Raw genomic sequence first — 22,196 nt, forward strand, 5'->3', positions numbered from 1 at the left:
GGCGGATAATGCGCAGCTTCCTTTCCCAACGGCCCTAGCCATGAGCAGCGAGCTGAAAACCCTGGTCATCGTCGCATTCCTCTGCCTGATCGTCTGGAACCTGGGCGCCGGGCTGTACTACATGATGGTGGACAAGGGCCGCACCAACCGCACGGTGAAGTCGCTGAGCTGGCGCATCGGCCTGTCGGTGGGCCTGATCATCCTGGTGGTGATCGGCATCGCCACCGGCTTCATCCAGCCGCACGGCGTGGGCCGCTGAACCCCCCAGAAAACGAAGGGCCGGCGCGATGGCCGGCCCCGCGTCGTGGTGTCGTGCCGGCTTAGAGCACGTACACGAACAGGAACAGGCCCAGCCAGACCACGTCCACGAAGTGCCAGTACCAGGCCACCGCCTCGAACGCGAAGTGGTGGTCCTTGCTGAAGTGGCCCTTCATGCAGCGCAGCCAGATGATGGCCAGCATGATGGTGCCCAGCATCACGTGCATGCCGTGGAAGCCGGTGAGCATGAAGAAGGTGGAGCCGTAGATGCCCGAACCCAGCGTCAGGTTGAGTTCGTGGTAGGCGTGGATGTACTCCTCCGCCTGCAGCGCCAGGAAGATGATGCCCAGCAGCACCGTGGCGCCCAGCCACACCAGCAGGCCGCGGCGCTGGTTGGCCTTGAGCGCGTGGTGGGCGAGGGTGATGGTCACGCCCGAGGTGAGCAGGATCAGGGTGTTGATCAGCGGCAGGCCCCAGGCCGGGATGGTCTGGAAGGCGCCGCCCACTTCGGCCGGGCCGTTGGTCGGCCAGCCGGCGCTGAAGCCCTGCCACAGGAACTGGTTGGTCAGGGCGCCGTCGCCCTCGCCCGACAGCCACGGCAGCGCGAACTGGCGGGCATAGAACAGGGCGCCGAAGAAGGCCGCGAAGAACATCACTTCCGAGAAGATGAACCACATCATTCCCATGCGGAACGAGGCGTCGACCCGCTCGTTGTACTTGCCGGCCAGCGACTCGGCGATGACGTTGCCGAACCAGCCGAACAGCACCGACAGCGTGGCCACCAGGCCGATGAAGAACACCGGCTGGCCCCAGGCATGGCCGTTGAACCAGTTCGCCACGCCCACCATGGTGGTGAACAGGGTGATCGAACCGATGAACGGCCACGGGCTGTGGTGCGGGACGTAATAGATATTCGGGTCGTCGTGGGTCTGTGCCATGGTGTTCCCCGGTACTCCTGGTAGGCCTTGGGTCACGGTGCCGTGCGGGCGGCGGCGGGCGCGTGGGCGCCCTCGCCGAGCTTGGCCGTGGCCGTGTCGTTGCTGAAGAAAGTGTAGGACAGCGTGAGCGTGGTGACGTTTTCCGGCAGCGCCGGGTCCACGATGAAGCGCACCGGCATCAGGCGCTCCTCGCCCGCCGCGAGCAACTGCTCGGTGAAGCAGAAGCACTCGGTCTTGTTGAAGAAGGTGGAAGCCGTTGACGGCGCCACCGACGGCGCCGCGTTGCCGACGATGGCATGGTCGGAAACGTTGCGCGCCACGTAGTTCATTTCGTAGAGCTTGCCCGGGTGCACCTGCATGGACAGCTGGGTGGGCTTGAACTCCCAGGGCAGCTTCGAGTTCACGGTGCCGTCGAACTCCACCAGCACGGTGCGCGCCTCGTCCACCGCCATGCCGGCCACCTGCGCTTCGCCGGCCGGGCCCTGTTCGAGCTTGATGCCGAACACCTTCTCGCAGGCGATGCGGTACAGCGGCACCAGCGAGAAGGCGAACACGAAGGATGCGGCCGAAACCAGCGCGATCGTGCGGAAGGTCTTGAAGGAGCTCGGCTTCACGGGATCATCGCCGCCAGCATGAAGGCCAGGTACACGCCCACGGCTACCAGGCCCACGGCCCAGGCCGTGCGGCGGATGCCACGGCGGCGGGAGGCTTCGGTCTTGTTGGCGTCGGGCTGGGTCATGGCGGGGTGCGGCGCCCGCGCGGGGCGCCGCTTCCTTGGCTTAGTGGGTCACGTCGCCGTGGGCCAGGTCGCCGTCCTTGATGACCGGCGGCAGGGTGAAGGTGTGGTGCGGCGCCGGCGACGGCACGGTCCACTCCAGGCCCTTGGCGCCTTCCCAGGAACGGGCTTCGGCCTTGGCGCCGCCGCGGGCGGTCTTCCAGACGATGTAGGCGAACAGCAGCTGGCTCAGGCCGAAGCCGAAGCCGCCGATGGTGGACCACATGTTGAAGTCGGCGAAGGCGACGTTGTAGTCCGGCACGCGGCGCTGCATGCCCGCCAGGCCCAGGAAGTGCTGCGGGAAGAACAGCAGGTTCACGAAGATGGTGGACAGCCAGAAGTGCCACTTGCCCAGCGTCTCGTTGTACATGTGGCCGGTCCACTTCGGCAGCCAGTAGTACACGCCGGCCATGATGCCGAACACGGCGCCAGTCACCAGCACGTAGTGGAAGTGCGCCACCACGAAGTAGGTGTCGTGGTACTGGAAGTCGGCCGGGACGATGGCCAGCATCAGGCCCGAGAAGCCGCCGATGGTGAACATCACCACGAAGCCCAGGGCGAACAGCATCGGGGTCTCGAAGGTCATCGAGCCGCGCCACATGGTGGTGACCCAGTTGAAGACCTTCACGCCGGTCGGGATCGAGATGAGCATGGTGGCGTACATGAAGTACAGCTCGCCGCCCAGCGGCATGCCGACCGTGAACATGTGGTGGGCCCACACGATGAACGACAGGAAGGCGATCGCGGCGGTGGCGTACACCATGGCCTGGTAGCCGAACAGCGGCTTGCGGGCGAAGGTCGGGATGATCTCCGACACGATGCCGAAGGCCGGGAGGATCATGATGTAGACCTCCGGGTGGCCGAAGAACCAGAAGATGTGCTGGTACATCACCGGGTCGCCGCCGCCGGCGGCGTTGAAGAAGCTGGTGCCGAAGAACTTGTCGGTAAGCAGCATGGTGACCGCGCCCGCCAGCACCGGCATCACGGCGATCAGCAGGAACGCGGTGATCAGCCAGGTCCACACGAACACCGGCATCTTCAGCAGGTCCACGCCCGGGGCGCGCATGTTGAGCACGGTGGCGATGATGTTGATCGCGCCCATGATCGAGCTGATGCCCATCAGGTGGATGGCGAAGATGGTGAAGGCCGTGCTGTTGCCGCCCTGCAGCGACAGCGGCGGGTAGAGCGTCCAGCCGCCGGCCGGGCCGCCGCCGCCGATGCCGAACACCAGCTGGAGCACCAGCGGCATCAGCAGCAGGGTGAAGGCGAAGGGCATGATCCAGAACGACCAGTTGTTCATGCGCGGCAGCGCCATGTCCGGCGCGCCGATCATCAGCGGGATCATCCAGTTGGCCAGGCCCACGAACGCGGGCATGACGGCGCCGAAGATCATCACCAGCGCGTGCATGGTGGTCATCTGGTTGAAGAATTCCGGCTCGACCAGCTGCAGGCCGGGCTGGAACAACTCGGCGCGGATCACCAGCGCCATCGAGCCGCCGACGAAGAACATCACCAGCGAGAACACCAGGTACAGGGTACCGATGTCCTTGTGGTTGGTGGAGTAGAACCAGCGCTGGAAGAAGCTCTGCTTGTGCTCGCCGTGGTGGTCGGCGTGGGCAGCGTCAGTGTGTGCCATGGTCTTGTGCCTCTCTCGGGTTCTTCTCAGCCCTCGCCGCCCGCGGCGGCGGGGGCGGTGGCGGCGATGCGGGCGGCCTCGGCCAGGTCACCGGCCTTCTGGGCGGTCAGCCAGGCTTCGTACTCGGCGCGCGGGACGGCCTTGACCACGATCGGCATGAAGCCGTGGTCCTTGCCGCACAGTTCGGCGCAGACGCCGCGGTAGGTGCCCGGCTGCTTGATTTCCGTCCAGGCTTCGTTGATCAGGCCCGGGATGGCGTCCTGCTTCCAGCCCAGCGCCGGCACCCACCAGGCGTGGATGACGTCGTCGGCGGTGATGACGAAGCGGATCTTGGTGTCGGTGGGCAGCACCAGCACGTTGTCGACGTTGCGCAGGTAGTGCGGGGCCTGCTCGGCGTCCGGGCGCTCGCCGCTCTGGCGGATGCGGTCGGACTCGCGGTCGAGGCGGGAGATGAAGTTCACGTCCTCGCCGACGATCTCGTAGCGCCACATCCACTGGTAGCCGGTGACCTTCACCGTCATCTCGTGGCCCTTGGCGTCGTACTGCTCGATCACCTTGGTGGTGGCCGGCACGGCCATCACGACCAGGATGACGATGGGGATCACCGTCCAGATGATCTCGAGCTTGGTGCTATGGGTGAAGTCCACGTCCGGCTTGGCGCCCTTGGACTTGCGGAACTTGACCATGGCGACGGCCATCGCGCCGAACACCACCACGCCGATCACCACGCAGATCCACAGCATCAGCATGTGCATGTTGTAGGCGTTCTCCGCGGTGCGGGTGACGCCCTCGGGCATGTTCAGCTGCCAGCGGACCGGCTCACTGTCGGCCCAGGCCGTGGCGCTGGCCGTGGCGGCCGCGAGGCCGGCGGCGACCCTGGCGGCAATGGCGCTTGCATTCATCGCTTTCATCCGAACTTACCCCAACGTGTGGTCTTGGTCCCGGCCCCGGCCCGAGGCCGACGCCAGCAGTGTCTTCAAGCGGGCCGCGAGGTCGCGGCGTTCCTCGCAGGAGAGGAAGGCCCCGACTTCGACCTGCCGGCCTTGCGAGCCCAGCAGCACCCGTTCCCTTCCCTCGCCGCCGTCCACCCGGACGCGCACCCAGTAGGGATGCGCCTCGAAGGCGGGCTGGGCCTGGGCCGAGCGGCGTACCTCGAGGTGGCGCTCGTCGAGCGCGATCACCTCGAAACGCTCGCCCTGGCGCCACACCCATCGCAGCACGAACGCAATGAAAACCGCGTCCAGCACCGCGAAGGCCGGGGCCAGGACATTGCCCTGGCTCCAGGCGACCCCGGCCACCCCGAAGGCGGCCAGCGACAGGGCCAGGAACAGCCGCGTGAACTGCCTGGCCGTCAGGGCGCGCCTTGGCCGGAGCACCAATTGGGCTCCGGGGCCAGGCGGCGCCGAAACGACGAGTTCGATCACGCGGACGCTCCGCGACCCGGTTACGGGAGAACTGCGAGATTCTAGCGACCCCCGCGAGGGGGGGGCAAGCCGATACTCCCCCGGGGAATGCCGGGAACGTGAAGGGAGGCGGCTTCCGCGCCCCCCGCCCGGGGCTTAGAATCCGCGTTCTCGCGCGCCCCGCGCCGACCCTCGTGGACCCCCGTGAAGCCGATCCTCAGCCCTGAACTGCCCAGTGCGCCGTCGGAACTGCGCGCCCGGGTGACCGCTGCCTTCCACCGCGACGAGGCCCAGCACCTGGCCGAACTGCTGGACCAGGCCCGCCTGCCGGCCGACGAACAGGCCAAGGTCCAGGCCACCGCCGTGGCACTGGTGGGCCGCACCCGCATCCGCGCCGCCGACCCGGGCATGGTCGAGGCCTTCATGCGCCAGTACGACCTGTCCAGCGAGGAAGGCGTGCTGCTGATGTGCGTGGCCGAGGCCCTGCTGCGCATCCCCGACCGCGCCACCGCCGACAAGCTCATCCGCGACAAGCTCGGCGACGCCGACTGGGACCGCCACATGGGCCAGTCCAGCTCGGTGCTGGTGAACGCCTCCACCTGGGGCCTGATGCTCACCGGCCGCATGGTGAACCTGGCCGAGGAAACCCGCCGCAACGCCATCGGCGCCTTCCGCCGCCTGGTGGGCCGGGCCGGCGAGCCGGCCATCCGCCTGGCCGTGCGCCAGGCCATGCGCATCATGGGCCACCAGTTCGTCATGGGCCGCACCATCGCCGAGGCGCTGGAGCGCAGCCGCAAGGGCGAGCAGGCCAAGTACCTGTATTCGTTCGACATGTTGGGCGAGGCGGCCTTCACCCAGGCCGATGCCGACCGCTATTTCCGCGCCTACCGCGACGCCATCGAGGCCATCGGCGCCGGCGGCCCTTACCCCGATGTGCTGGCCGCGCCTTCGATCTCGGTGAAGCTCTCGGCCCTGCACCCGCGCTACGAGCTGGCCAAGCGCGCCCGCGTGCAGGCCGAACTGACCCCGCGCGTGCTGGAACTGGCGCGGCTGGCCAAGGCCAAGGGCATCGGCTTCACCATCGACGCCGAGGAATCCGAGCGCCTCGAACTGAGCCTGGACGTGATCGTCGGCGCCTTCGCCGACCCCTCGCTCGACGGCTGGGAGGGCTACGGCCTGGCCGTGCAGGCCTACCAGAAGCGCGCGCCCTTCGTCATCGACTACCTGGCCGACGCCGCCCGCAAGGCCGGCCGCCGCATGCCCATGCGCCTGGTGAAGGGCGCCTACTGGGACAGCGAGGTCAAGAAGGCGCAGGCCGAAGGCTACGCCGGCTACCCGGTGTTCACCCGCAAGGCCAACACCGACGTGAGCTACCTGGCCTGCGCCCGCCGCATGCTGGCCGCCAGCGACGCCATCTACCCGATGTTCGCCACCCACAACGCCCAGACCATCGCGGCCATCCACCACTTCGCCAAGGGCCAGCGCTTCGAGTACCAGAAGCTGCACGGCATGGGCGACGACCTGTACGCCGAGGTGATCCCGGCCGACCGCCTGGGCGTGCCCTGCCGCGTGTACGCGCCGGTGGGTTCGCACGAAGACCTGCTGCCCTACCTGGTGCGCCGCCTGCTCGAGAACGGCGCCAACTCCAGCTTCGTCAACCGCATCACCGACGAATCGCTGCCGGCGGCCGAGCTGGTCGCCGACCCGGTGTCGGTGGTGTCCGCCTACGCCAGCAAGCCGCATACCCGCATCCCCCAGCCGCGCGACCTCTACCGGGCCGCCGGCGAAGACAGGAACAATTCCATGGGCGCCAACCTCGCCAACGACGACACCCTCGCCACCCTCGCGCGCGACATCAACGCCGCGCTCAAGCCGGTTTCGGCCACGCCGCTGGTGCCGGGCGCCAGCGCCGCCGGCACGCCGGTGGCCGTGACCAACCCCGCCGACCGCCGCGAACGCGTGGGCGAATGGACCGGCGCCGACGCCGCCACCGTCGAGCGCGCGCTGGCCAATGCCGTGGCCGCGCAGGAAGGCTGGGACCGCATGCCGGCCGCCAGCCGCGCGCTCATCCTCGAGCACGCCGCCGACCAGCTGGAAAAGCGCATGCCCGAGTTCATGGCGCTGTGCGTGAAGGAAGCCGGCAAGTCGCTCTCGGCCTCGGTGGCCGAGGTGCGCGAGGCGGTGGACTTCCTGCGCTACTACGCCATGCAGGCGCGCAAGCTGTTCGGCGCCCCGGAAAAGCTGCCGGGCCCCACCGGTGAATCGAACGAGCTGTGGCTGCACGGCCGCGGCGTGTTCGTGTGCATCAGCCCCTGGAACTTCCCGCTGGCCATCTACCTGGGCCAGGTGGCCGCGGCGCTGGCCTCGGGCAACAGCGTCATCGCCAAGCCGGCCGAGCAGACCACGCTCACCGCCTTCGTCGCCACCCAGCTGCTGCACGAGGCCGGCGTGCCCAAGGACGTGCTGCAGTTCGTGCCGGGCGACGGCGCCACCGTGGGCGCCGCCCTCACCCGCGACCCGCGCGTGGCCGGCGTGTGCTTCACCGGTTCCACCGAGACCGCCTGGGCCATCAACCGCGCCCTGGCCGCGCGCAACGCGCCCATCGCCGCGCTGATCGCCGAAACCGGCGGCCAGAACGCGCTGATCGCCGACTCCTCCGCCCTGCCCGAGCAGCTGGTGAAGGACGCCATGACCTCGGCCTTCGACTCGGCCGGCCAGCGCTGCTCGGCGGCGCGCGTGCTGTTCGTGCAGCAGGACATCGCCGACAAGGTGGTGCACATGCTCGCCGGCGCCATGGACGAGCTGGTGGTGGGCGACCCGGGCCTGCTGTCCACCGACGTGGGCCCGGTGATCGACGAGGACGCCCGCAAGATCCTCGCCGACCACGCCGCGCGCATGGACAGGGAAGCCACCCTCATCAAGGAAGTGAAGCTGCCGGAAGCCGCCGCGCACGGCTGCTTCTTCGCCCCGCGCGCCTACGAGCTGAAGTCGCTCTCGCAGCTCACCCGCGAGGTGTTCGGCCCGGTGCTGCACGTCATCCGCTACCCGGCCGACCAGCTCGACCAGGTGCTGGCCGACATCAACGCCACCGGCTACGGCCTGACCCTGGGCATCCACTCGCGCATCGACGCCACGGTGGAGAAGATCGCCCGCACCGTGAAGGTGGGCAACTGCTACGTCAACCGCAACCAGATCGGCGCCGTGGTGGGCGTGCAGCCCTTCGGCGGCGAAGGCCTGAGCGGCACCGGCCCCAAGGCCGGCGGCCCGCACTACCTGCTGCGCTTCGCCTCCGAGCGCACCGTCACCGTGAACACCACCGCGGCCGGCGGCAACGCCTCGCTGCTCACGCTCGACGACTGAGGCCCGCCCCCGCGGCCGGGAACGAACGGGCAGCGCGCCTCGCGGCGGCTGCCCGTTTCGTTTTCAGCGCAGAAGGTCCTGGCTGGCGTAATAAGTACAGGTGCAGGCGCCGCCCACCCCGCACACGCCGGCCTTGTAGGCGCCGAACATGCCTTCGCGGTAGCAGAAGTTCAGGCAGCTGTTCCGGCGCTCGGTTTCGCGCATGGCGCACTGCTCGTCGATCAGCTCCTGCTCGCTGGGCATCCAGGGCGGCCGCTCCAGGTCGGGCCTCGGGGGGTAGGCCGCCGCCGCGCCACCCATGGCCAGCAGCAGCGCCGCCAGCCACAGCTTCGTCGTATTCCTCATCGTCGTCTCCTTGCGCGCCGACAGGGCGCAGGGACACGATCCGCCGCGCGCGGCCCGCGCCGAATCGGCGTTGTCCCGGCGCGGCCGTCAGCCGCCGGCCGCGGCGCGGCGTGGAAGCCCGCCCGCCGCCGCCGTGGAAAACCCGATTCCTGCGCGCCGCCCCGTCGTGGCATCCTGACGGCCCCTTCCCGCCGAGCCGCGCATGTACCTCGAGCACTACGGCCTGAACGAGCCGCCGTTCTCGATCACCCCGGACCCGCGCTTCGTGTACCTGAGCGAGCGGCACCGGGACGCGCTCGCGCACCTGCTGTTCGGCATCGGCCAGGGCGGCGGCGGCGGCTTCGTGCAGCTCACTGGCGAAGTGGGCACCGGCAAGACCACGCTCTGCCGCCTGCTGCTCGAGCAACTGCCCGAGAACGTGCGCGTGGCGCTGGTGCTCAACCCGCGCGTCAGCCCGGTGGAGCTGCTGGAAACGATCTGCGAAGAACTGCGCATCGACGTCGCCGGCCGCCAGGGCAGCCTGAAGGCGCTGGTGGACGCGCTCAACCACTACCTGCTCGATGCGTACGCGCAGGGCCTGCGCGTGGTGCTGATCATCGACGAGGCGCAGAACCTGGGCGCCGACGCGCTGGAGCAGGTGCGCCTGCTCACCAACCTGGAAACGCCCACCCAGAAGCTGCTGCAGATCCTGCTGCTGGGCCAGCCCGAGCTGCGCGACCTGCTGGCGCGCGAAGACCTGCGCCAGCTGGCCCAGCGCGTCACCGCGCGCTTCCACCTCACGCCGCTCGACGCCGCCGAAACCGAGGCCTACCTGCGCCACCGCTACGCCGTGGCCGGCGGCACCCGCTTCCCGTTCACCAAGCTCGCCATCAGGCGCATCCAGCACCATTCCGGCGGCGTGCCGCGGCTGGTGAACATCATCGCCGAACGCGCGTTGCTGGCCGGCTACGCGCATGACGAAGTGCAGATCGGCGAACGCTGGGTCGACCAGGCCGCGCGCGAAGCACTGGCGCCGCGGCTGGCGCGCCTGCCGAAGCCGGACCTGGCCTGGGGCGTGGCCGGCGTGCTGGCCGTGCTGGCGCTCGCGCTGGCCCTGCGCGACCGCGCGCCGCCGCCGGCGCCTGCGCCCGACACCGCTTCAGCGCGCACGGTGAAAGCCGACGCCGCGCCGGCCGTGCCCTACCTGCCGGGCGAAGAACTGCCCGCGCGTATCGCGCTGGCCGGGCCGTCGCCGCAGCCGGCCTGGGGCCAGCTGCTGGGCCTGTGGACGGTGCGCGCGCACGAGACCACGCTCGACCGCGCCCAGGCCTGCGCGCCCACGCTGGCGCCGGGCCTGTACTGCCTGCGTGGCCGCGCCGGGCTCGACAAACTGGCCGCGCTGGGCCGCCCCGCCCTGCTGCGCCTGCGCGTCGAAGGCAACGAAACCTGGGCCGTGCTGCTGGGCGCCGACGCGCTGCGCGTGCGCCTGTGGCTGGGCGGCGGCCGCTTCGACACCGACCGCCTGGCCTTCGAGCGCAGCTGGAATGGCGAATACGCCGCCCTGTGGCGCGGCCCCACCTTCCTGCTGCCCGCGCCGGGGCCCGGCGACAGCGGCCCGGCGGTGGACTGGATCCACGACCGCCTGCGCGACCGCGCCGGCCTGGCCTCGCCCGAGGAAGGCCCGGCGGTACTCGACGCCGACAGCGTCGCGGCGGTGCGCCGCCTGCAGGCCGCGCACGGCCTGGCCGCCGACGGCGTGGTGGGCCCCGAAACCCTGCTGGCGCTTTCCGCGCGCGAAAACGAGGGCCCGCGCCTGCGCCGGGTGCTGGACTGATGTCGGTCATCCTCGACGCACTGCGCAAATCGGAAGCCGAACGCCAGCGCGGGCGCGCGCCGGGGCTGTTCGTCGAACAGGTGGCGCTGCCCTCGCGCAGGCGGCGCCGGCCCGCGTGGATCTTCGTGCTGCCGGCGCTGCTGGCCGCGGGCATCGTTGCGGGCTGGTTCCTGAGGCCGCAGACGAACGGGCCCACGGTGGCCGCCGTGCCGGTGGATGCGCCGCCGGCGGACACCGCGATGCCCCCGCCGGAACTGCCGACCACGACCGCAGCGTTGCCGGCCCGGCCCGTGCCTGCGAATCAGGAGGCGCTGGTTCCGCCGCCGCAGTTGCTGCCGCCCGAGCCGGAAGCGCCGCCCGCTCCCGTGCCGGCGGAAGCCACCGCGCTCCCCGTCGAACCCCTGCTCCCGCGCCTGGCCGACCTGCCCGCCGCCGAACGCGCCACGCTGCCGCCGCTCAAGCTCAGCATGCACGTGTTCGCCGACGAACCCGCGCAGCGTTTCGTCATCCTCGACGGCCGCCGCCAGGGCGAAGGCGCCTCGCCCGCCGCCGGCGTGGTGATCGAGGAAATCCGCCGCGACGGCGTGGTGCTGTCGGCCAACGGCCGCCGCCTGCTGCTGCCACGGCCCTGAGGCACGCGCCGTGTTCGTGAGCATGCCCACCCGACGCAAGGCCCAGTGGCGCTGGGCCACGCCGCTGCTGGCGGCGCTGATGGTGGCCGCCTTCATCTGGATCGCGCTGCTGCCCGACGACGCCGCCTGGCGCGCCACGCTGCTGCGCTGGGGCACGCTCTCGGGCAGCGTCACCGAATGGCGCGCGGCGCTGCGCGACGAGCGCCTGCTCACCCTGCTCAGCGCGCTGTTCATCCACGCCGGGCCGGTGCACCTGGTGGGCAACCTGCTGTTCCTGCTGATCTTCGGCCTGCCCTCGGAACGCATCATGGGGCCCTGGCGCTACCTGCTGCTGTTCCTGGCCGGCGGCGCGCTGGCGAACCTGGCCGCCGCGCTGCTGATGGGCACGCCGGCGCGCGCCATCATCGGCGCCAGCGGCGGCGTGTCGGCGGTCATCGGCGCCTACCTGGCGCTGTTCCCGAATGCGCGCCTGGGCGTGGTGGTGCCGCTGGGCCTGTGGCTGGAATTCATCAAGGTGCCGGCGGCGCTGCTGATCGGCCTGTGGGCCACGCTGCAGCTCATCTTCACCTTCGTCGGCCCCAGCTTCGGCGCCGTGGCCTGGTGGGCGCACCTGGCCGGTTTCCTGGTGGGCCTGGTGTACGCGCTGGCGCTCAAGCCCATGCTGGCGCGGCGTTCGCGCGGCCAGTGAGGCCGGGAATATAATCGGCCGCCATGAACCAGCGCATCCTCTACAAGGTTACGTTCCTCAACGCCGGCAAGATCTACGAGCTGTACGCGCGGCGCGTCACCGCCAGCTCGCTGTGGGGCTTCACCGAAGTGGCCGACCTGGTGTTCGACGCCAAGGAAGGCGTGGTGGTGGACCCGACCGAAGAACGCCTGCGCGACGAATTCGCCGACACCCGCGTGCTGCACCTGCCGATGCAGAGCGTGGTGCGCGTGGAGGAAGTGGACCGCAAGGGCCAGCTGAGCATCCGCGACGCCGGCACCGGCGAGAAGGTGGTCACGCCCTTCCCGCTGCCCGCCAAGCCGCGCTGAATTCCATGGCCACGCCGGCCGAGCTGTATGCCCAGGCCGCCGCGGCCTTCAACGCCGGCCGGCGCGACGAGGCCCGGCGCCTGCTCGACCTGCTCTTCGCCGCCGACCCGCGCCACGCCGCCGGCTGGAACCTGGCCGGCATCCTGGCCCAGACGGCCCGCGACTTCGCCGGCGCCCGAACCTGCTTCCAGCGCGCCGTGGCCGGCGGCGGCAGCGCCGGCCTGTGGGTGAACCTGGGCTTCGCGCACCAGAAGCTGGGCGAAGACGCACAGGCGCTCGCGGCCTACACGCAGGCCATTAACCGCGAACCGCGGCTGGCGCTGGCCTGGCAGAAGCTGGGCGGCCTGAAGGAAGCGCAGGGCCGCACGAAGGAAGCGCTGGACTGCTACCGGCGCGCCGTGAAGCTCGACCCCGACGACCTCAAGAGCCTGGGCGACGGCCTGTACCTGCGCCGGCACCTGGCCGACTGGGCGCCGGACCCGGTGCTCAACGCGGAGAACCTGCTGGCCACGTTCGCGCGCGCGCCGCGCAGCGATTTTTCGCCGGGGCTGCTGCTGTCGCTGCCCGAGGCCGACGCCGCCGCGCAGCGCGAGGCCGCGCGCAAGTTCGCCCGTTCGCAGTGGGGCGCCGCGCTGGCCGCGCCGCCGCTGGCGCCCGCCGCGCGCGCCACCGACGGGCCGCTGCGCGTGGGCTACCTGTCGGCCGATTTCTGCAACCACGCGGTGTCGTTCCTGGTGAGCGAAGTGATCGCCGCGCACGACCGTTCGCGCGTGCAGGTGTTCGCCTACGCCTACCGCGCGCCGGCGTCGGGCGACCCATGGCGCGCCGCCATCGAACGCGGCGTGGACGTGTTCCGCGACATCGACGCGCTCGACGACCGCGCCGCCGCGCAGCGCATCCGCGACGACGGCATCGACGTACTGGTGGACCTGACCGGCTACACCGGCCACGGCCGCGTGGGCATCAACGCCTGGCGGCCGGCGCCGGTGATCGCGCAGTGGATAGGCTACATCGGCACGCTGGGCGAACCGCGCCTGGCCGACTACGTGATTGCCGACGACTTCGTGCTGCCGCCGGCGCTGGAAAGCGGCTTCAGCGAAGCCGTGGCGCGAATGCCCGGCTGCTTCCAGCCCAACGGCCGGCTGGTGCCACTGCCGGCGCCGCCCACGCGCGCCGCGGCCGGGCTGCCGGAAGACGGCGTGGTGTTCTGCAGCTTCAACCAGGCCTACAAGTTCAACGCGCCACTCTGGGACGACTGGTGCGCGGTGCTGCGCGGCGTGCCCGGCAGCGTGCTGTGGCTGGTGGCGCCGAAAGACCCCGCCACGGCCGACAACCTGCGCGCCGAAACCGCCCGCCGCGGCGTGGCGCCCGAGCGCCTGGTGTTCGCCCCGCCGCTGCCGCGCGAAGCCCACCTCTCGCGCCTGGCCCTGGCCGACCTGGCGCTCGACACCCACCCCTACAACTCCGGCACCACCGCCAGCGACGCACTGCGCATGGGCGTGCCGGTACTCACCTGGCCCGGCGAGAACTTCGTGAGCCGCATGGCCGCCAGCCTGCTGCACGCCGCCGGCCTGCCCGAGGCCGTGGCCCGCGACCGCGCGGGCCTGGTGGCGATGGCCACGCAGCTCGGCAACGACGCCGCGGCGCGCGACACGCTGCGCACGCGACTGCAGGCCAGCCTGGCCGAAGGGCGGCTGTTCCAGCCGGAGCGGTTCGCGCGGGATCTGGAGCGACTTTACGCGGCGATGCATGCCCAGGCGCTGGATGGCACGCGCACGTCGTTTACCCTCAAGGCCGGCGCTTGATCCATCGGGTTGCACCGCGAGATTGACGCCACGCCACTCCATGGGGCATTCAGGCGTTACCGCGGGTTCGCGGCGTTTGGCGCCTGGTCCGGTTGAAGAGGGGAATCCGATGTCCGTGGCAAATTCCAGCGAGTTCGCCGTGGGGTGGGGCACGCTGTCGCTGATCAATGCCGGGCTGGCGCAGGGCAAGGGGCGCAGCGGGCTGAACTGGTGGCTGCTGTCGCTGCTGCTGGGGCCCATCGCCACCTTGCTCATCGTGGTCATGGAACCGCTGCCGCCGCGGGCATGATGCGCCTTGCGCTGCCGCTGCTGGTCCTGGCCGGGCTTTCCATCGGTGCGCTCGCCTCGGGTTCGGGTTTGGCCGAGTACCTGCTGCCAGGCGGCCTGCCGCTGGGCAACCTGCTGATGGCCACGGCCCTGGGCGCACTTTCCGGCGCGGCGTGGGTGCTGACCCCGCCTGGTTCGGCCCGGCGTCGGTTCGCCAGCGTCTCGCTGGCCGCCTCGCTGGTTTGGCTGCCGGCGTCGGCGCTGCTGGCCGGCAACCTGGCCCTCAATCTTTCAGGCGCGCGCGGCACGGTTTGGCTGGTGGGCAGCGTGGTGGTTATCGTGGCGGCGCTGGCATCGCTGGGCTGGGCCCTGGCGGGCTGCGCTGCCGGCCAATTCCGTCGGCGTTGACCGAGGCGCGCCGCATCGCGCGTTCCCACGGTGGGAACAGGCACATCGGAGGGCAGGACCATGGATCTATCCCGTATCCGCTCGAGCACCGTCGCGCTGGCGGTCGCCGCCGGCGTGATGTTCCTCGTCGGCAAGTACACGGAAAACGCGGGCTTCGTGTATGCCGGCGTCATCCTTGGCGTGGTGGTGCTCATCACGGGCTTCAACCAGGCCACGTCGCGCGATGGTTCCGACGGCGACGACCCGAAGTGAATTGGGCCATCGAAAGGAATCACGGATGGAAATGACGGTCCCCCAAGCGCAGGCGGACATGCGCGAGGGTTACTACGGCGGCGCGGCCGGCATCCTGGCCTCGGCCTTGGCCTGGTCGGTGGCGGCGGGGTATGCCTTTTTCGCCACGCCTGGCCACGCCATCTGGGCGCTGCTGGTCGGCGGCATGCTGATCCACCCGGTGGGCTTGCTGATCTGCAAGCTCCTGGGCGCGCGCGGTGCGCACACGAAGGGCAATCCGCTGTGCCTGCTGGCCGTGCTCGGGGCCAAGGCCCATTACGTCGCCCTCGCCGGCGCGGCGCTGGAATGGGTGTTCGGCCTCGCTTGCCTGGTGCAGCACCGGCGCCGATAGTCCACGAACCCAGCGCCCCGTGGAGGAACGGATGGACCTTGAACAGGCCAGGAAGGAAGCCGACGCCGTGATGGCCAAGGCCGCCGCGGAAGCCGCCGCGCAACAGGCGAGGCGCGCGCGCCATGCCTGGGTTTGGGAGCGGCTGCGTACCGCCGTCATCGCCCTGTCGGCCAGCTACTTCGCCACGGGGTTCGCCGCGTCCTATCTCGGCGAAGGCATCCATCCGCTGCTCGTGGGCCTGCCGGCCGGCCTGCTGGCCGCCGTGCTGCTGCCGCCGCGGCGCGCACGCAGTCCGGGCTGAGGCATGCGCATGCCGCCGCGTCCTTGGAAGGTCTTCGCCATTATCGTGGGCAGCTACTCCTTGCTGCTGGCGCTGGGCACGCTGTTCGAGGAAACGCTCGGCGCCGTGGCGCTGGCGCTGGTGGTGGTGCCGTATTTTTCGGTGCTGCTGATGCACAAGGCCGGCCTGCCCGGCGTGCTGGAACACGACGGCCTGTGCGGCTGGGGCTGGTGCGCGCCCACGCCGCTGGGCTGGGTGCTCACGGCGGCGCTGTGGCTGGGGCTGGCGTGGGTGCTGTCAGTGGGCATCGCGGCACTGCTGCGCGCGCGCCGCGCGGGCTAGACCGGCGGGCCGGCTTGTGTAGGATGGAGGCATGAAGCACGCCGAGAAAGTCGCCCACCTGCACAAGCACATGGCCGCCGTCGGCGTGTCGCCGTACACCGCCGCGCCGCCCGCCTGGCGCCTGCTCTGGTGGCTGGGCGCGGAAATCCCGCCGCCCATGTTCCTTTCCTTTCCGGTGCTGGCCGCCAGCGCGGGCGTGGTGTTCGCGGTGCTGTTCGGGCTGGCGCACTGGCTGCTGCCGTTCATGCCGGGCCTGCAGTCGCCGCTGGAAGTGATGGTGGTCGCGGGCGTGGCCGGCCTGCTGTTCGGCCTGGTGCTGGCGGCCATTTACCGCGGCATCGCGCGCCGGCACGGCCTGGCGTCGTGGTCGGACTACCGCGGGCAGCCCTGAGCCTCGCCGGCGGGGGCCCTCGCAACGTGGCGCACCCGCCCTTCCCCGGACGACGCCGCTTCCTCGCCGCCACCGCGGCGCTGTGCGTGGCCGGCGCCCTGCCCTGGCAGCGCGCGTTCGCCGCACCTTGCCGGCCTGACGGCCCGTGGATCCCGGGCGACGATTTCCTGGCCGAACTGCCGCGCCTGATGCAGGCCTTCGCCGTGCCCGGCGTGGGCATCGCGGTGGTGGAAGACAGCGCGCTGGCCTGGAGCCGCGTGTTCGGCGTGGGCAACGTGGAAACCGCCGCACCGCTCGACGCGCGCACCGTGTTCGAAACTGCCTCGCTCAGCAAGCCGGTGTTCGCCTACCTGGTGATGCAACTGGCCGACCAGGGCGTGATCGACCTCGACCACCCCCTGGTGGACTACCACCGCCCCGTCTATCTCGGTGAACATCCCTGGCTTGCGCGCATCACCGCCCGCGACGTGCTGCGCCATTCCACCGGCCTGCCGAACTGGCGCGCCGCGCCAGCGACTGAAAAGCTCGTGCCGCTGGCCGAGCCCGGCACCCGCATCGACTATTCCGGCGAAGCTTTCGTGTGGCTGCAGCTGGTGCTGGAAAAACTCACCGGCCAGAGCCTCGACGAGGCCATGCAGGCCCGGCTGTTCGGCCCGGCCGGCATGCGCGACAGCAGCTACACCTGGAACGCCGACCTCGCCGCGCGCTCGGTGTTCGGCCACCGCGCCCACGACGAGCCCGGCGAAGGCCTGCCGCCGCAGATGTTCCGCGAACAGTGGAACGCGGCGCTGCCCGTGGCCGAACACTGGGGCAAGCCACTTTCCGCCTGGAAATACGAAGACGCCGAGCGCGCGCTGCCCGAAGTGATGAAGCGGGCCAGGCCCGGCCTGGTGACCGTGCCCGGCGACCTGCTGGCCAACGCGGCCGCCAGCCTGCGCTGCACCGTGCAGGACTACGCGCGTTTCCTGGCCCGGATGGTGCAGCGCCAGCCGCGCGCCGACTGGGAGGTGGCCGAAGCCACGCGCCAGGCCATGCTCACGCCGCAGATCCGGGTACCCGGCCGCTGGACGGAAAAGGGCCTGGGCTGGAACCTGGAAAGCACGCCCGCCGGCCCGGTGTTCTGCCACGCCGGCAGCAACGGCGGCATCTTCAAGAACTTCGTGGTGGGCGACGCCCGGCGCCGCCGCGGCATCGTGGTGCTCACCAACGGCGGCAGCGGCGGCTTCGTGTACCAGCGCGTGGTGCGCGCCGCCACCGGCCTCGACCTGCTCTCGCACGACGTCTAGCGGGCGGCCTGTGTAGGATGCCCGCATGGCCAAACGCACGCTGCCGCTGGGCAAGGTCTACACCCTGCTGGAACCGGGCCCCGTGGTGCTGCTGGGCACGGCCTGGCGCGGCGAACGCAACCTGATGGCCATGTCCTGGCATTCCATGCTCGACTTCGAGCCGCCGCTGCTGGGATGCGTGGTGAGCCAGGGCAACCATTCGTTTTCGCTGCTGCGCAAGGCGCGCGAGTGCGTCATCAACATCCCCACCGACGAGCTCGCGGCGCAGGTGGTGGGCTGCGGCAACACCACCGGCGCGAAGATGGACAAGTTCGCCCGCTTCGGCCTGACGCCCAAACCCGCGCGCACCGTGGCCGTGCCGCTGGTGCACGAGTGTTTCGCCAACCTCGAATGCCGCGTCGTCGACACCCGCGGCGTGAACAAATACAACTGGTTCGTGCTGGAAGTGACGCAGGCCTGGGTGGACCCGGCGGTGAAGGCGCCGCGCACCCTGCACCACCGCGGCCACGGTCGCTTCATGCGCGCCGGCGACGAAACCACCCTTCCCTCGCGCATGAAATAACCCGGAGCCGCCATGACCGCCACCGCCTTCGCCCTGCTCGGCTACATTGGCTGGACCCTGCTCCTGCTGCTGGTGATGGAAACGCAGCGCAGCGCACTGGTGCTTGGCGGCCTGCGCCGCTCCGACAGCTTCCGCCCCGACGGCAGCGACGCCTCGCCCTTCGGCCAGCGCCTGCTGCGCGCGCATGCGAACTGCCTGGAAGGTTTCCCGATCTTCGGCGCGCTGATGCTGCTGGCGCTGGTGCTCGACCTGGCCGCCGTGACCGACCCGCTGGCGCCCTGGCTGCTGGCCGCGCGCGTGGCGCAGTCGTCGGTGCACCTGGTGTCGGTGTCGGCGATGGCGATCAACGTGCGCTTCACGTTCTTCGCGGTGCAGATGGGCATCGCGGCCTGGTGGTGCGTGGCCCTGCTGCGCGCCGGCCTGGCCGGATGAACCCACGCACCGGCTGGCGCCTGGCCGCGCTGGTGGCGCTGGCCCTGCTGGCCTTCGCCGGCAACAGCCTGCTGGCGCGCCTGGCGCTGCGCGAGGGCGGCATGGACGCGGCCAGTTTCACCGGCCTGCGCCTGGCCTCGGGCGCGGGGGTGCTATGGGCGCTGGCGGCCGGCTGGCGCCGCGGCCAGGCCGGGCGCGGCAGCTGGGGTTCGGCATTGGCGCTGTTCCTTTACGCCGCGGCGTTTTCGCTGGCCTACGTGGACCTGCAGGCCGGCGCCGGCGCGCTGCTGCTGTTCGGCGCGGTGCAGGTGACCATGGTGGGGCGCGGGCTGTGGGCCGGCGAACGCCTGGCGGCGTGGCAGTGGCTGGGCCTGGCGCTGGCGCTGGCCGGGCTGGCGGGCCTGCTTCTGCCCGGGCTGTCGGCGCCGCCGCTGTTGCCAGCGTTGCTCATGCTGGCGGCGGGCGTGGCCTGGGGCGTGTATTCCCTGCGCGGCCGCGGCGCCGGCGACCCGGTGCGGGTGAGCGCGGGCAACTTCCTGCGCACGCTGCCCTTCGCCGCCGCGTTCAGCCTGCTGATGATCGGCCAGGCCCGGCTGGACGCGGCCGGCGTCGCCTATGCCCTGGCGTCGGGCGCGCTGGCCTCGGGGCTGGGTTACGCGCTCTGGTACACGGCGCTGCCTTTGCTGCGCGCCAGCACCGCGGCCAGCCTGCAGCTGGCGGTGCCACTGCTGGTGGCGCTGGCGGGCGTGGCCTTCCTGGGCGAAGCGCCCACGCTGCGGCTGGCGTTGGCCGCGATTGCCATCCTGGGCGGCATCGCCCTGGTGGTCAGGCGCGGCTAAGACAGCCGGGCGGCGACTGCTGCACCATGGGGCTTCCCCGTCCACGAAAAGGATTTCCCCATGCTCGTCCACGGCGCCTGCCACTGCGGCGCGGTCCGCTTCACCGCCGAGATCGACCCGCAGCGCGTCATCGCCTGCCACTGCAGCGACTGCCAGGTGATGTCGGGCGCCCCGTTCCGCGTGTCTTCGCCCGCGGCCATGGACAGCGTGAAGCTCGAGGGCCGCACGAAGGCGTACCTCAAGACCGCCGACAGCGGCAACCGCCGCGCCATGGTGTTCTGCCCGGAATGCGGCACGCACCTGTGGGCCACGCAGCCGGAAAACGCCACGCTGGCGATGATCCGCCTGGGCTGCGTGCGCGAGCGCGCCGAACTGCCGCCGACGCTGCAGATCTGGACCCATTCGGCCATGCCCTGGCTGGACACGCTGGCCAGCGTGCCGGGCGTGCCGGGCCAGCCCACCGCGCCGCCGCCGGCCCGCTGAGCGGGCGCGGCCTGATTCGCCCCGCCACTGCGTGAACCCCGACAGGCAGGTCACACCCCCCGGCACATGACACCACAGCATCCCACCCCCCCGCTCAAGCCTTCGGCCAAGGGCCACGCCGCGCGCGCCCTGCTGGTGTTCGTGGCGTGGCTGGCGTCGCTGGGGCTGGTGGCGGTGGCGTCGCTCCTGGCGGTGCTGCTGCTCGCGGGGCCGCACGGTGGGCTGCTGCCGGGGCGGTTCGAACCGCTGGTGCTGTGGGTGGGCTGGGGCCTGGTGCTGGTGCTGCCCCTGCTGGCCGCGCGCTGGACCTGGCGGCGCCTCTCGCACGGTAGCTGATACCCTGTCGGCCCATCGATTTCGCAGGACCGAGGCATGGCGTTGAACGCGGACCAGGAGCGGGTGCTGGCGGACATCCGCAAGTACGGCTGCCACGTGATCCAGGTGCTGGCCGAAGGCGACCTGCCGCCCTACGCCTATTCGATCGGCATCAGCCGCACCTCGGATTCGCCCGACGTGTGCGTGTTCGGCCTGCCGGCCGACAAGTCGCACCGGCTGCTGCACCACTACAACAAGCGCGTGCGCGAAGGCGAACGCTTCGAATCCGGGCAGGTGCTGCAGGGTTTCATCAAGGGCATGGACTGCGTGCTGCGCCCGGTGCATGAATCGCAGCTGCGCGAACACTTCGGCTGGAACCTGTGGCTGCACGACGGCCGCCCGTTCCCGATGGTGCAGCTGGTGTACCCCACCAACGAAGGCATCTGGCCCTGGAGCGAGATGGCCAACGACTGGCTCAGGCGCTGGCAGCCGCTGCTCGAGCAGCCCGCCTACGGCGACTGAGGTTCAGAGCCGGCGGCGCGCCCGCGCGGTGGCCTTGCCGGCCTTGAGCGCGTCGAGCGCGCGGCCGATGGCGGCGTCGCCTTCGATCACTTCGCCCGGGCCGCCGGTGATTTCCTCGTTCTCGCCGCGCAGGTGGCCGGCAAGCTCCTGCTCGCGCATGCCGCGCGCCGCTTCGCCGCGCAGCACGATGTCGGGGCGGATGCCACGGGCCTGGATGGACTTGCCGCTGGGCGTGTAATAGCGCGCCGTGGTGAGCTTGATCGAGTCGCCGTTGTCCAGCGGCACCACCGACTGCACCGAGCCCTTGCCGTAGGTGCGGCTGCCCATGATCGTGGCGCGATGGTGGTCGCGCAGCGCGCCGGCCAGCACTTCGGCGGCGCTGGCGGTGCCGGCGTCCACCAGCACGATGACCGGTGCGCCATCCAGCAGGTCGCCGGGCTTGGCGTGGAAGCTGGCATTGGAATATTCCAGGCGGCCGCGCGTGCTGACGATGACGCCCTCCTCGAGCAGCGCGTCGGCGGCTTCCACCGCGGCGCTGAGCAGGCCGCCGGGGTTCGAGCGCAGGTCCAGCACCAGGCCGCGCAGCGGCGTGGCGCCGCGGCCGGTGAGCTGGGCCAGCTGGCGCCGCACCTGCGGGCCGGTGTCGGACTGGAAGGTGCTGATGCGCAGGTAGCCGAAGCCCGGCTCGAGCAGGCGCGTTTCGACCGAGCTGACGCGGATGGTTTCGCGCACGATCACCAGGTCGCGCGGGGCCGGTTCGCCCGTGCGCGTGAGCGTGATGGTGACCGGCTCGCCGGCCTTGCCGCGCAGCGCGGTGTGCGGGTTGGGGTTCGAGAGCAGCGGTTCGCCGTCGATGGCGACGATCACGTCGCCGGCGCGCAGGCCGGCGCGCTGCGCCGGGGTGCCGTCGATGGGCGCCACCACCAGCAGGGTGTCGTCGGGGCGACGCTCGGTTTCCACGCCGATGCCCACGTAGGCGCCTTCGGTGTCGTCGAGCAGGGCCTCGGCTTCTTCCTTGTCGAGGTAGGCGCTGTGCGGGTCGAGGTCGGACAGCAGGCCGCGCAGCGCGGCCTTCATCAGCGTCTGGTCGTCCACCGGCTCGACGTAGGCGTCCTTGACCGCGTTGTACACGGCCACGTAGCGGCGGATTTCGGTGAGCGGGATTTCCGTGGGCGGCGTTTCGGCCACCACCGGGTCGGCGGCGTCCACCGGCGCCTGGGCCTGGGCGAAGGCCGGAAGCAGCAGGGTCGAAAGCAGGAGGGCGTGGCGCATCGCCTGATTATGCGCTTCCCCTGCCGACTTGCAGCCCCCTCCGGCAAAGAAAAGGGCCCGCTTCCGCGGGCCCCTTCCTGGGTGCCTCCGTAGGAGCGGCTTCAGCCGCGACCGCTCCTGGCCGGATCTCAGTTCAACCCCGGCCGCACCATCACATGGTTGCTGATCGTGCCCG

At 71.0% G+C, this 22,196-nt stretch carries 29 protein-coding genes; 21 read left to right on the top strand and 8 right to left on the bottom strand.

Annotated elements, in window-relative coordinates; translation table 11 throughout:
* Positions 1–40 precede the first annotated feature (40 nt).
* A complete protein-coding gene (locus tag ACE3Q2_RS09000; protein ID WP_374473787.1) occupies positions 41–259 on the top strand; it encodes a twin transmembrane helix small protein in 219 nt (72 codons plus the stop codon).
* A gap of 61 nt (positions 260–320) precedes the next feature.
* Here ACE3Q2_RS09000 and ACE3Q2_RS09005 read toward each other — a convergent pair whose 3' ends face one another.
* Genes ACE3Q2_RS09005 through ACE3Q2_RS09030 form a run of 6 tightly spaced genes read right to left on the bottom strand, consistent with a single transcriptional unit; the run spans position 321 to position 5,031 of the window.
* Positions 321–1,196, bottom strand: coding sequence for a cytochrome c oxidase subunit 3 (locus ACE3Q2_RS09005; RefSeq protein ID WP_374473788.1), 876 nt, complete (start codon positions 1,194–1,196; stop codon positions 321–323).
* A gap of 32 nt (positions 1,197–1,228) precedes the next feature.
* Complete coding sequence (locus ACE3Q2_RS09010) at positions 1,229–1,810, bottom strand: cytochrome c oxidase assembly protein (RefSeq protein WP_374473789.1); 582 nt, start codon at positions 1,808–1,810, stop codon at positions 1,229–1,231.
* Positions 1,807–1,935: a hypothetical protein gene (locus ACE3Q2_RS09015; protein ID WP_374473790.1), complete on the bottom strand. Its 129-nt coding sequence runs from the start codon at positions 1,933–1,935 to the stop codon at positions 1,807–1,809. The genes ACE3Q2_RS09010 and ACE3Q2_RS09015 overlap by 4 nt, the downstream gene beginning before the upstream one ends.
* A gap of 40 nt (positions 1,936–1,975) precedes the next feature.
* Complete coding sequence (gene ctaD, locus ACE3Q2_RS09020; protein WP_374473791.1) at positions 1,976–3,607, bottom strand: cytochrome c oxidase subunit I; 1,632 nt, start codon at positions 3,605–3,607, stop codon at positions 1,976–1,978.
* A gap of 26 nt (positions 3,608–3,633) precedes the next feature.
* Positions 3,634–4,509, bottom strand: a complete 876-nt coding sequence (gene coxB, locus ACE3Q2_RS09025) for a cytochrome c oxidase subunit II (RefSeq protein WP_374473792.1) — start codon at positions 4,507–4,509, stop codon at positions 3,634–3,636.
* A gap of 15 nt (positions 4,510–4,524) precedes the next feature.
* Positions 4,525–5,031 (bottom strand): DUF2244 domain-containing protein, encoded by a 507-nt coding sequence (locus tag ACE3Q2_RS09030; protein ID WP_374473793.1) that lies wholly within the window; start codon positions 5,029–5,031, stop codon positions 4,525–4,527.
* Positions 5,032–5,214: 183 nt separating this feature from the next.
* Between ACE3Q2_RS09030 and putA the strand changes: the two genes are divergently transcribed.
* Positions 5,215–8,370 (top strand): bifunctional proline dehydrogenase/L-glutamate gamma-semialdehyde dehydrogenase PutA, encoded by a 3,156-nt coding sequence (gene putA, locus ACE3Q2_RS09035; RefSeq protein WP_374473794.1) that lies wholly within the window; start codon positions 5,215–5,217, stop codon positions 8,368–8,370.
* Positions 8,371–8,433: 63 nt separating this feature from the next.
* Here the strand turns inward: putA and ACE3Q2_RS09040 are convergent, their stop codons facing one another.
* Positions 8,434–8,715, bottom strand: a complete 282-nt coding sequence (locus tag ACE3Q2_RS09040; protein WP_374473795.1) for a hypothetical protein — start codon at positions 8,713–8,715, stop codon at positions 8,434–8,436.
* A gap of 202 nt (positions 8,716–8,917) precedes the next feature.
* Between ACE3Q2_RS09040 and ACE3Q2_RS09045 the strand changes: the two genes are divergently transcribed.
* The 19 genes from ACE3Q2_RS09045 to ACE3Q2_RS09135 all read left to right on the top strand — a co-directional run bounded on the left by ACE3Q2_RS09045 (position 8,918) and on the right by ACE3Q2_RS09135 (position 20,749).
* Entirely contained in the window at positions 8,918–10,528 is a 1,611-nt protein-coding gene (locus ACE3Q2_RS09045) for an AAA family ATPase (RefSeq protein ID WP_374473796.1), read from the top strand.
* Entirely contained in the window at positions 10,528–11,160 is a 633-nt protein-coding gene (locus ACE3Q2_RS09050) for a general secretion pathway protein GspB (protein WP_374473797.1), read from the top strand. Before ACE3Q2_RS09045 ends, ACE3Q2_RS09050 begins: the two co-directional genes overlap by 1 nt.
* Positions 11,161–11,170: 10 nt before the next feature.
* Positions 11,171–11,848 (top strand): rhomboid family intramembrane serine protease, encoded by a 678-nt coding sequence (locus ACE3Q2_RS09055; protein WP_374473798.1) that lies wholly within the window; start codon positions 11,171–11,173, stop codon positions 11,846–11,848.
* A 23-nt stretch (positions 11,849–11,871) separates the two neighbouring features.
* On the top strand, positions 11,872–12,195 hold the full coding sequence (locus ACE3Q2_RS09060) for a DUF1820 family protein (RefSeq protein WP_043801019.1): 324 nt from the start codon (positions 11,872–11,874) through the stop codon (positions 12,193–12,195).
* Between the two features lie 5 nt (positions 12,196–12,200).
* On the top strand, positions 12,201–14,000 hold the full coding sequence (locus tag ACE3Q2_RS09065) for a tetratricopeptide repeat protein (protein WP_374473799.1): 1,800 nt from the start codon (positions 12,201–12,203) through the stop codon (positions 13,998–14,000).
* 109 nt (positions 14,001–14,109) lie between these two features.
* Positions 14,110–14,289, top strand: coding sequence for a hypothetical protein (locus tag ACE3Q2_RS09070; protein WP_374473800.1), 180 nt, complete (start codon positions 14,110–14,112; stop codon positions 14,287–14,289).
* Positions 14,289–14,675, top strand: coding sequence for a hypothetical protein (locus ACE3Q2_RS09075; RefSeq protein WP_374473801.1), 387 nt, complete (start codon positions 14,289–14,291; stop codon positions 14,673–14,675). The genes ACE3Q2_RS09070 and ACE3Q2_RS09075 overlap by 1 nt, the downstream gene beginning before the upstream one ends.
* Before the next feature lie 60 nt (positions 14,676–14,735).
* Positions 14,736–14,927 (top strand): hypothetical protein, encoded by a 192-nt coding sequence (locus tag ACE3Q2_RS09080; protein ID WP_374473802.1) that lies wholly within the window; start codon positions 14,736–14,738, stop codon positions 14,925–14,927.
* A gap of 31 nt (positions 14,928–14,958) precedes the next feature.
* The gene (locus tag ACE3Q2_RS09085) at positions 14,959–15,297 is read left to right on the top strand and encodes a hypothetical protein (RefSeq protein WP_374473803.1); all 339 of its coding nucleotides are present in this window, start codon (positions 14,959–14,961) and stop codon (positions 15,295–15,297) included.
* Positions 15,298–15,328: 31 nt separating this feature from the next.
* Positions 15,329–15,598, top strand: a complete 270-nt coding sequence (locus ACE3Q2_RS09090) for a hypothetical protein (protein ID WP_374473804.1) — start codon at positions 15,329–15,331, stop codon at positions 15,596–15,598.
* Positions 15,599–15,607: 9 nt separating this feature from the next.
* On the top strand, positions 15,608–15,919 hold the full coding sequence (locus tag ACE3Q2_RS09095; protein ID WP_374473805.1) for a hypothetical protein: 312 nt from the start codon (positions 15,608–15,610) through the stop codon (positions 15,917–15,919).
* 31 nt (positions 15,920–15,950) lie between these two features.
* A complete protein-coding gene (locus tag ACE3Q2_RS09100) occupies positions 15,951–16,310 on the top strand; it encodes a DUF6404 family protein (protein WP_374473806.1) in 360 nt (119 codons plus the stop codon).
* Positions 16,311–16,336: 26 nt separating this feature from the next.
* Positions 16,337–17,596, top strand: coding sequence for a serine hydrolase domain-containing protein (locus tag ACE3Q2_RS09105; RefSeq protein ID WP_374473807.1), 1,260 nt, complete (start codon positions 16,337–16,339; stop codon positions 17,594–17,596).
* Positions 17,597–17,621: 25 nt separating this feature from the next.
* A complete protein-coding gene (locus ACE3Q2_RS09110) occupies positions 17,622–18,158 on the top strand; it encodes a flavin reductase family protein (protein WP_374473808.1) in 537 nt (178 codons plus the stop codon).
* A gap of 12 nt (positions 18,159–18,170) precedes the next feature.
* A complete protein-coding gene (locus tag ACE3Q2_RS09115; protein WP_374473809.1) occupies positions 18,171–18,590 on the top strand; it encodes an MAPEG family protein in 420 nt (139 codons plus the stop codon).
* A complete protein-coding gene (locus tag ACE3Q2_RS09120; protein ID WP_374473810.1) occupies positions 18,587–19,429 on the top strand; it encodes an EamA family transporter in 843 nt (280 codons plus the stop codon). Before ACE3Q2_RS09115 ends, ACE3Q2_RS09120 begins: the two co-directional genes overlap by 4 nt.
* A 60-nt stretch (positions 19,430–19,489) precedes the next feature.
* The gene (locus ACE3Q2_RS09125; protein ID WP_374473811.1) at positions 19,490–19,912 is read left to right on the top strand and encodes a GFA family protein; all 423 of its coding nucleotides are present in this window, start codon (positions 19,490–19,492) and stop codon (positions 19,910–19,912) included.
* A 66-nt stretch (positions 19,913–19,978) separates the two neighbouring features.
* Positions 19,979–20,248, top strand: coding sequence for a hypothetical protein (locus ACE3Q2_RS09130; protein ID WP_374473812.1), 270 nt, complete (start codon positions 19,979–19,981; stop codon positions 20,246–20,248).
* 36 nt (positions 20,249–20,284) lie between these two features.
* Positions 20,285–20,749 (top strand): DUF4262 domain-containing protein, encoded by a 465-nt coding sequence (locus ACE3Q2_RS09135; protein WP_374473813.1) that lies wholly within the window; start codon positions 20,285–20,287, stop codon positions 20,747–20,749.
* Between the two features lie 3 nt (positions 20,750–20,752).
* On the opposite strand, the gene ACE3Q2_RS09140 is transcribed toward ACE3Q2_RS09135, so the two are convergent.
* Positions 20,753–22,021: a S41 family peptidase gene (locus ACE3Q2_RS09140; protein ID WP_374473814.1), complete on the bottom strand. Its 1,269-nt coding sequence runs from the start codon at positions 22,019–22,021 to the stop codon at positions 20,753–20,755.
* Between the last annotated feature and the right edge of the window lie 175 nt (positions 22,022–22,196).

Origin of the sequence: Arenimonas sp., from assembly GCF_041913985.1 — a bacterium.
Taxonomy (GTDB): Bacteria; Pseudomonadota; Gammaproteobacteria; order Xanthomonadales; family Xanthomonadaceae; genus Arenimonas.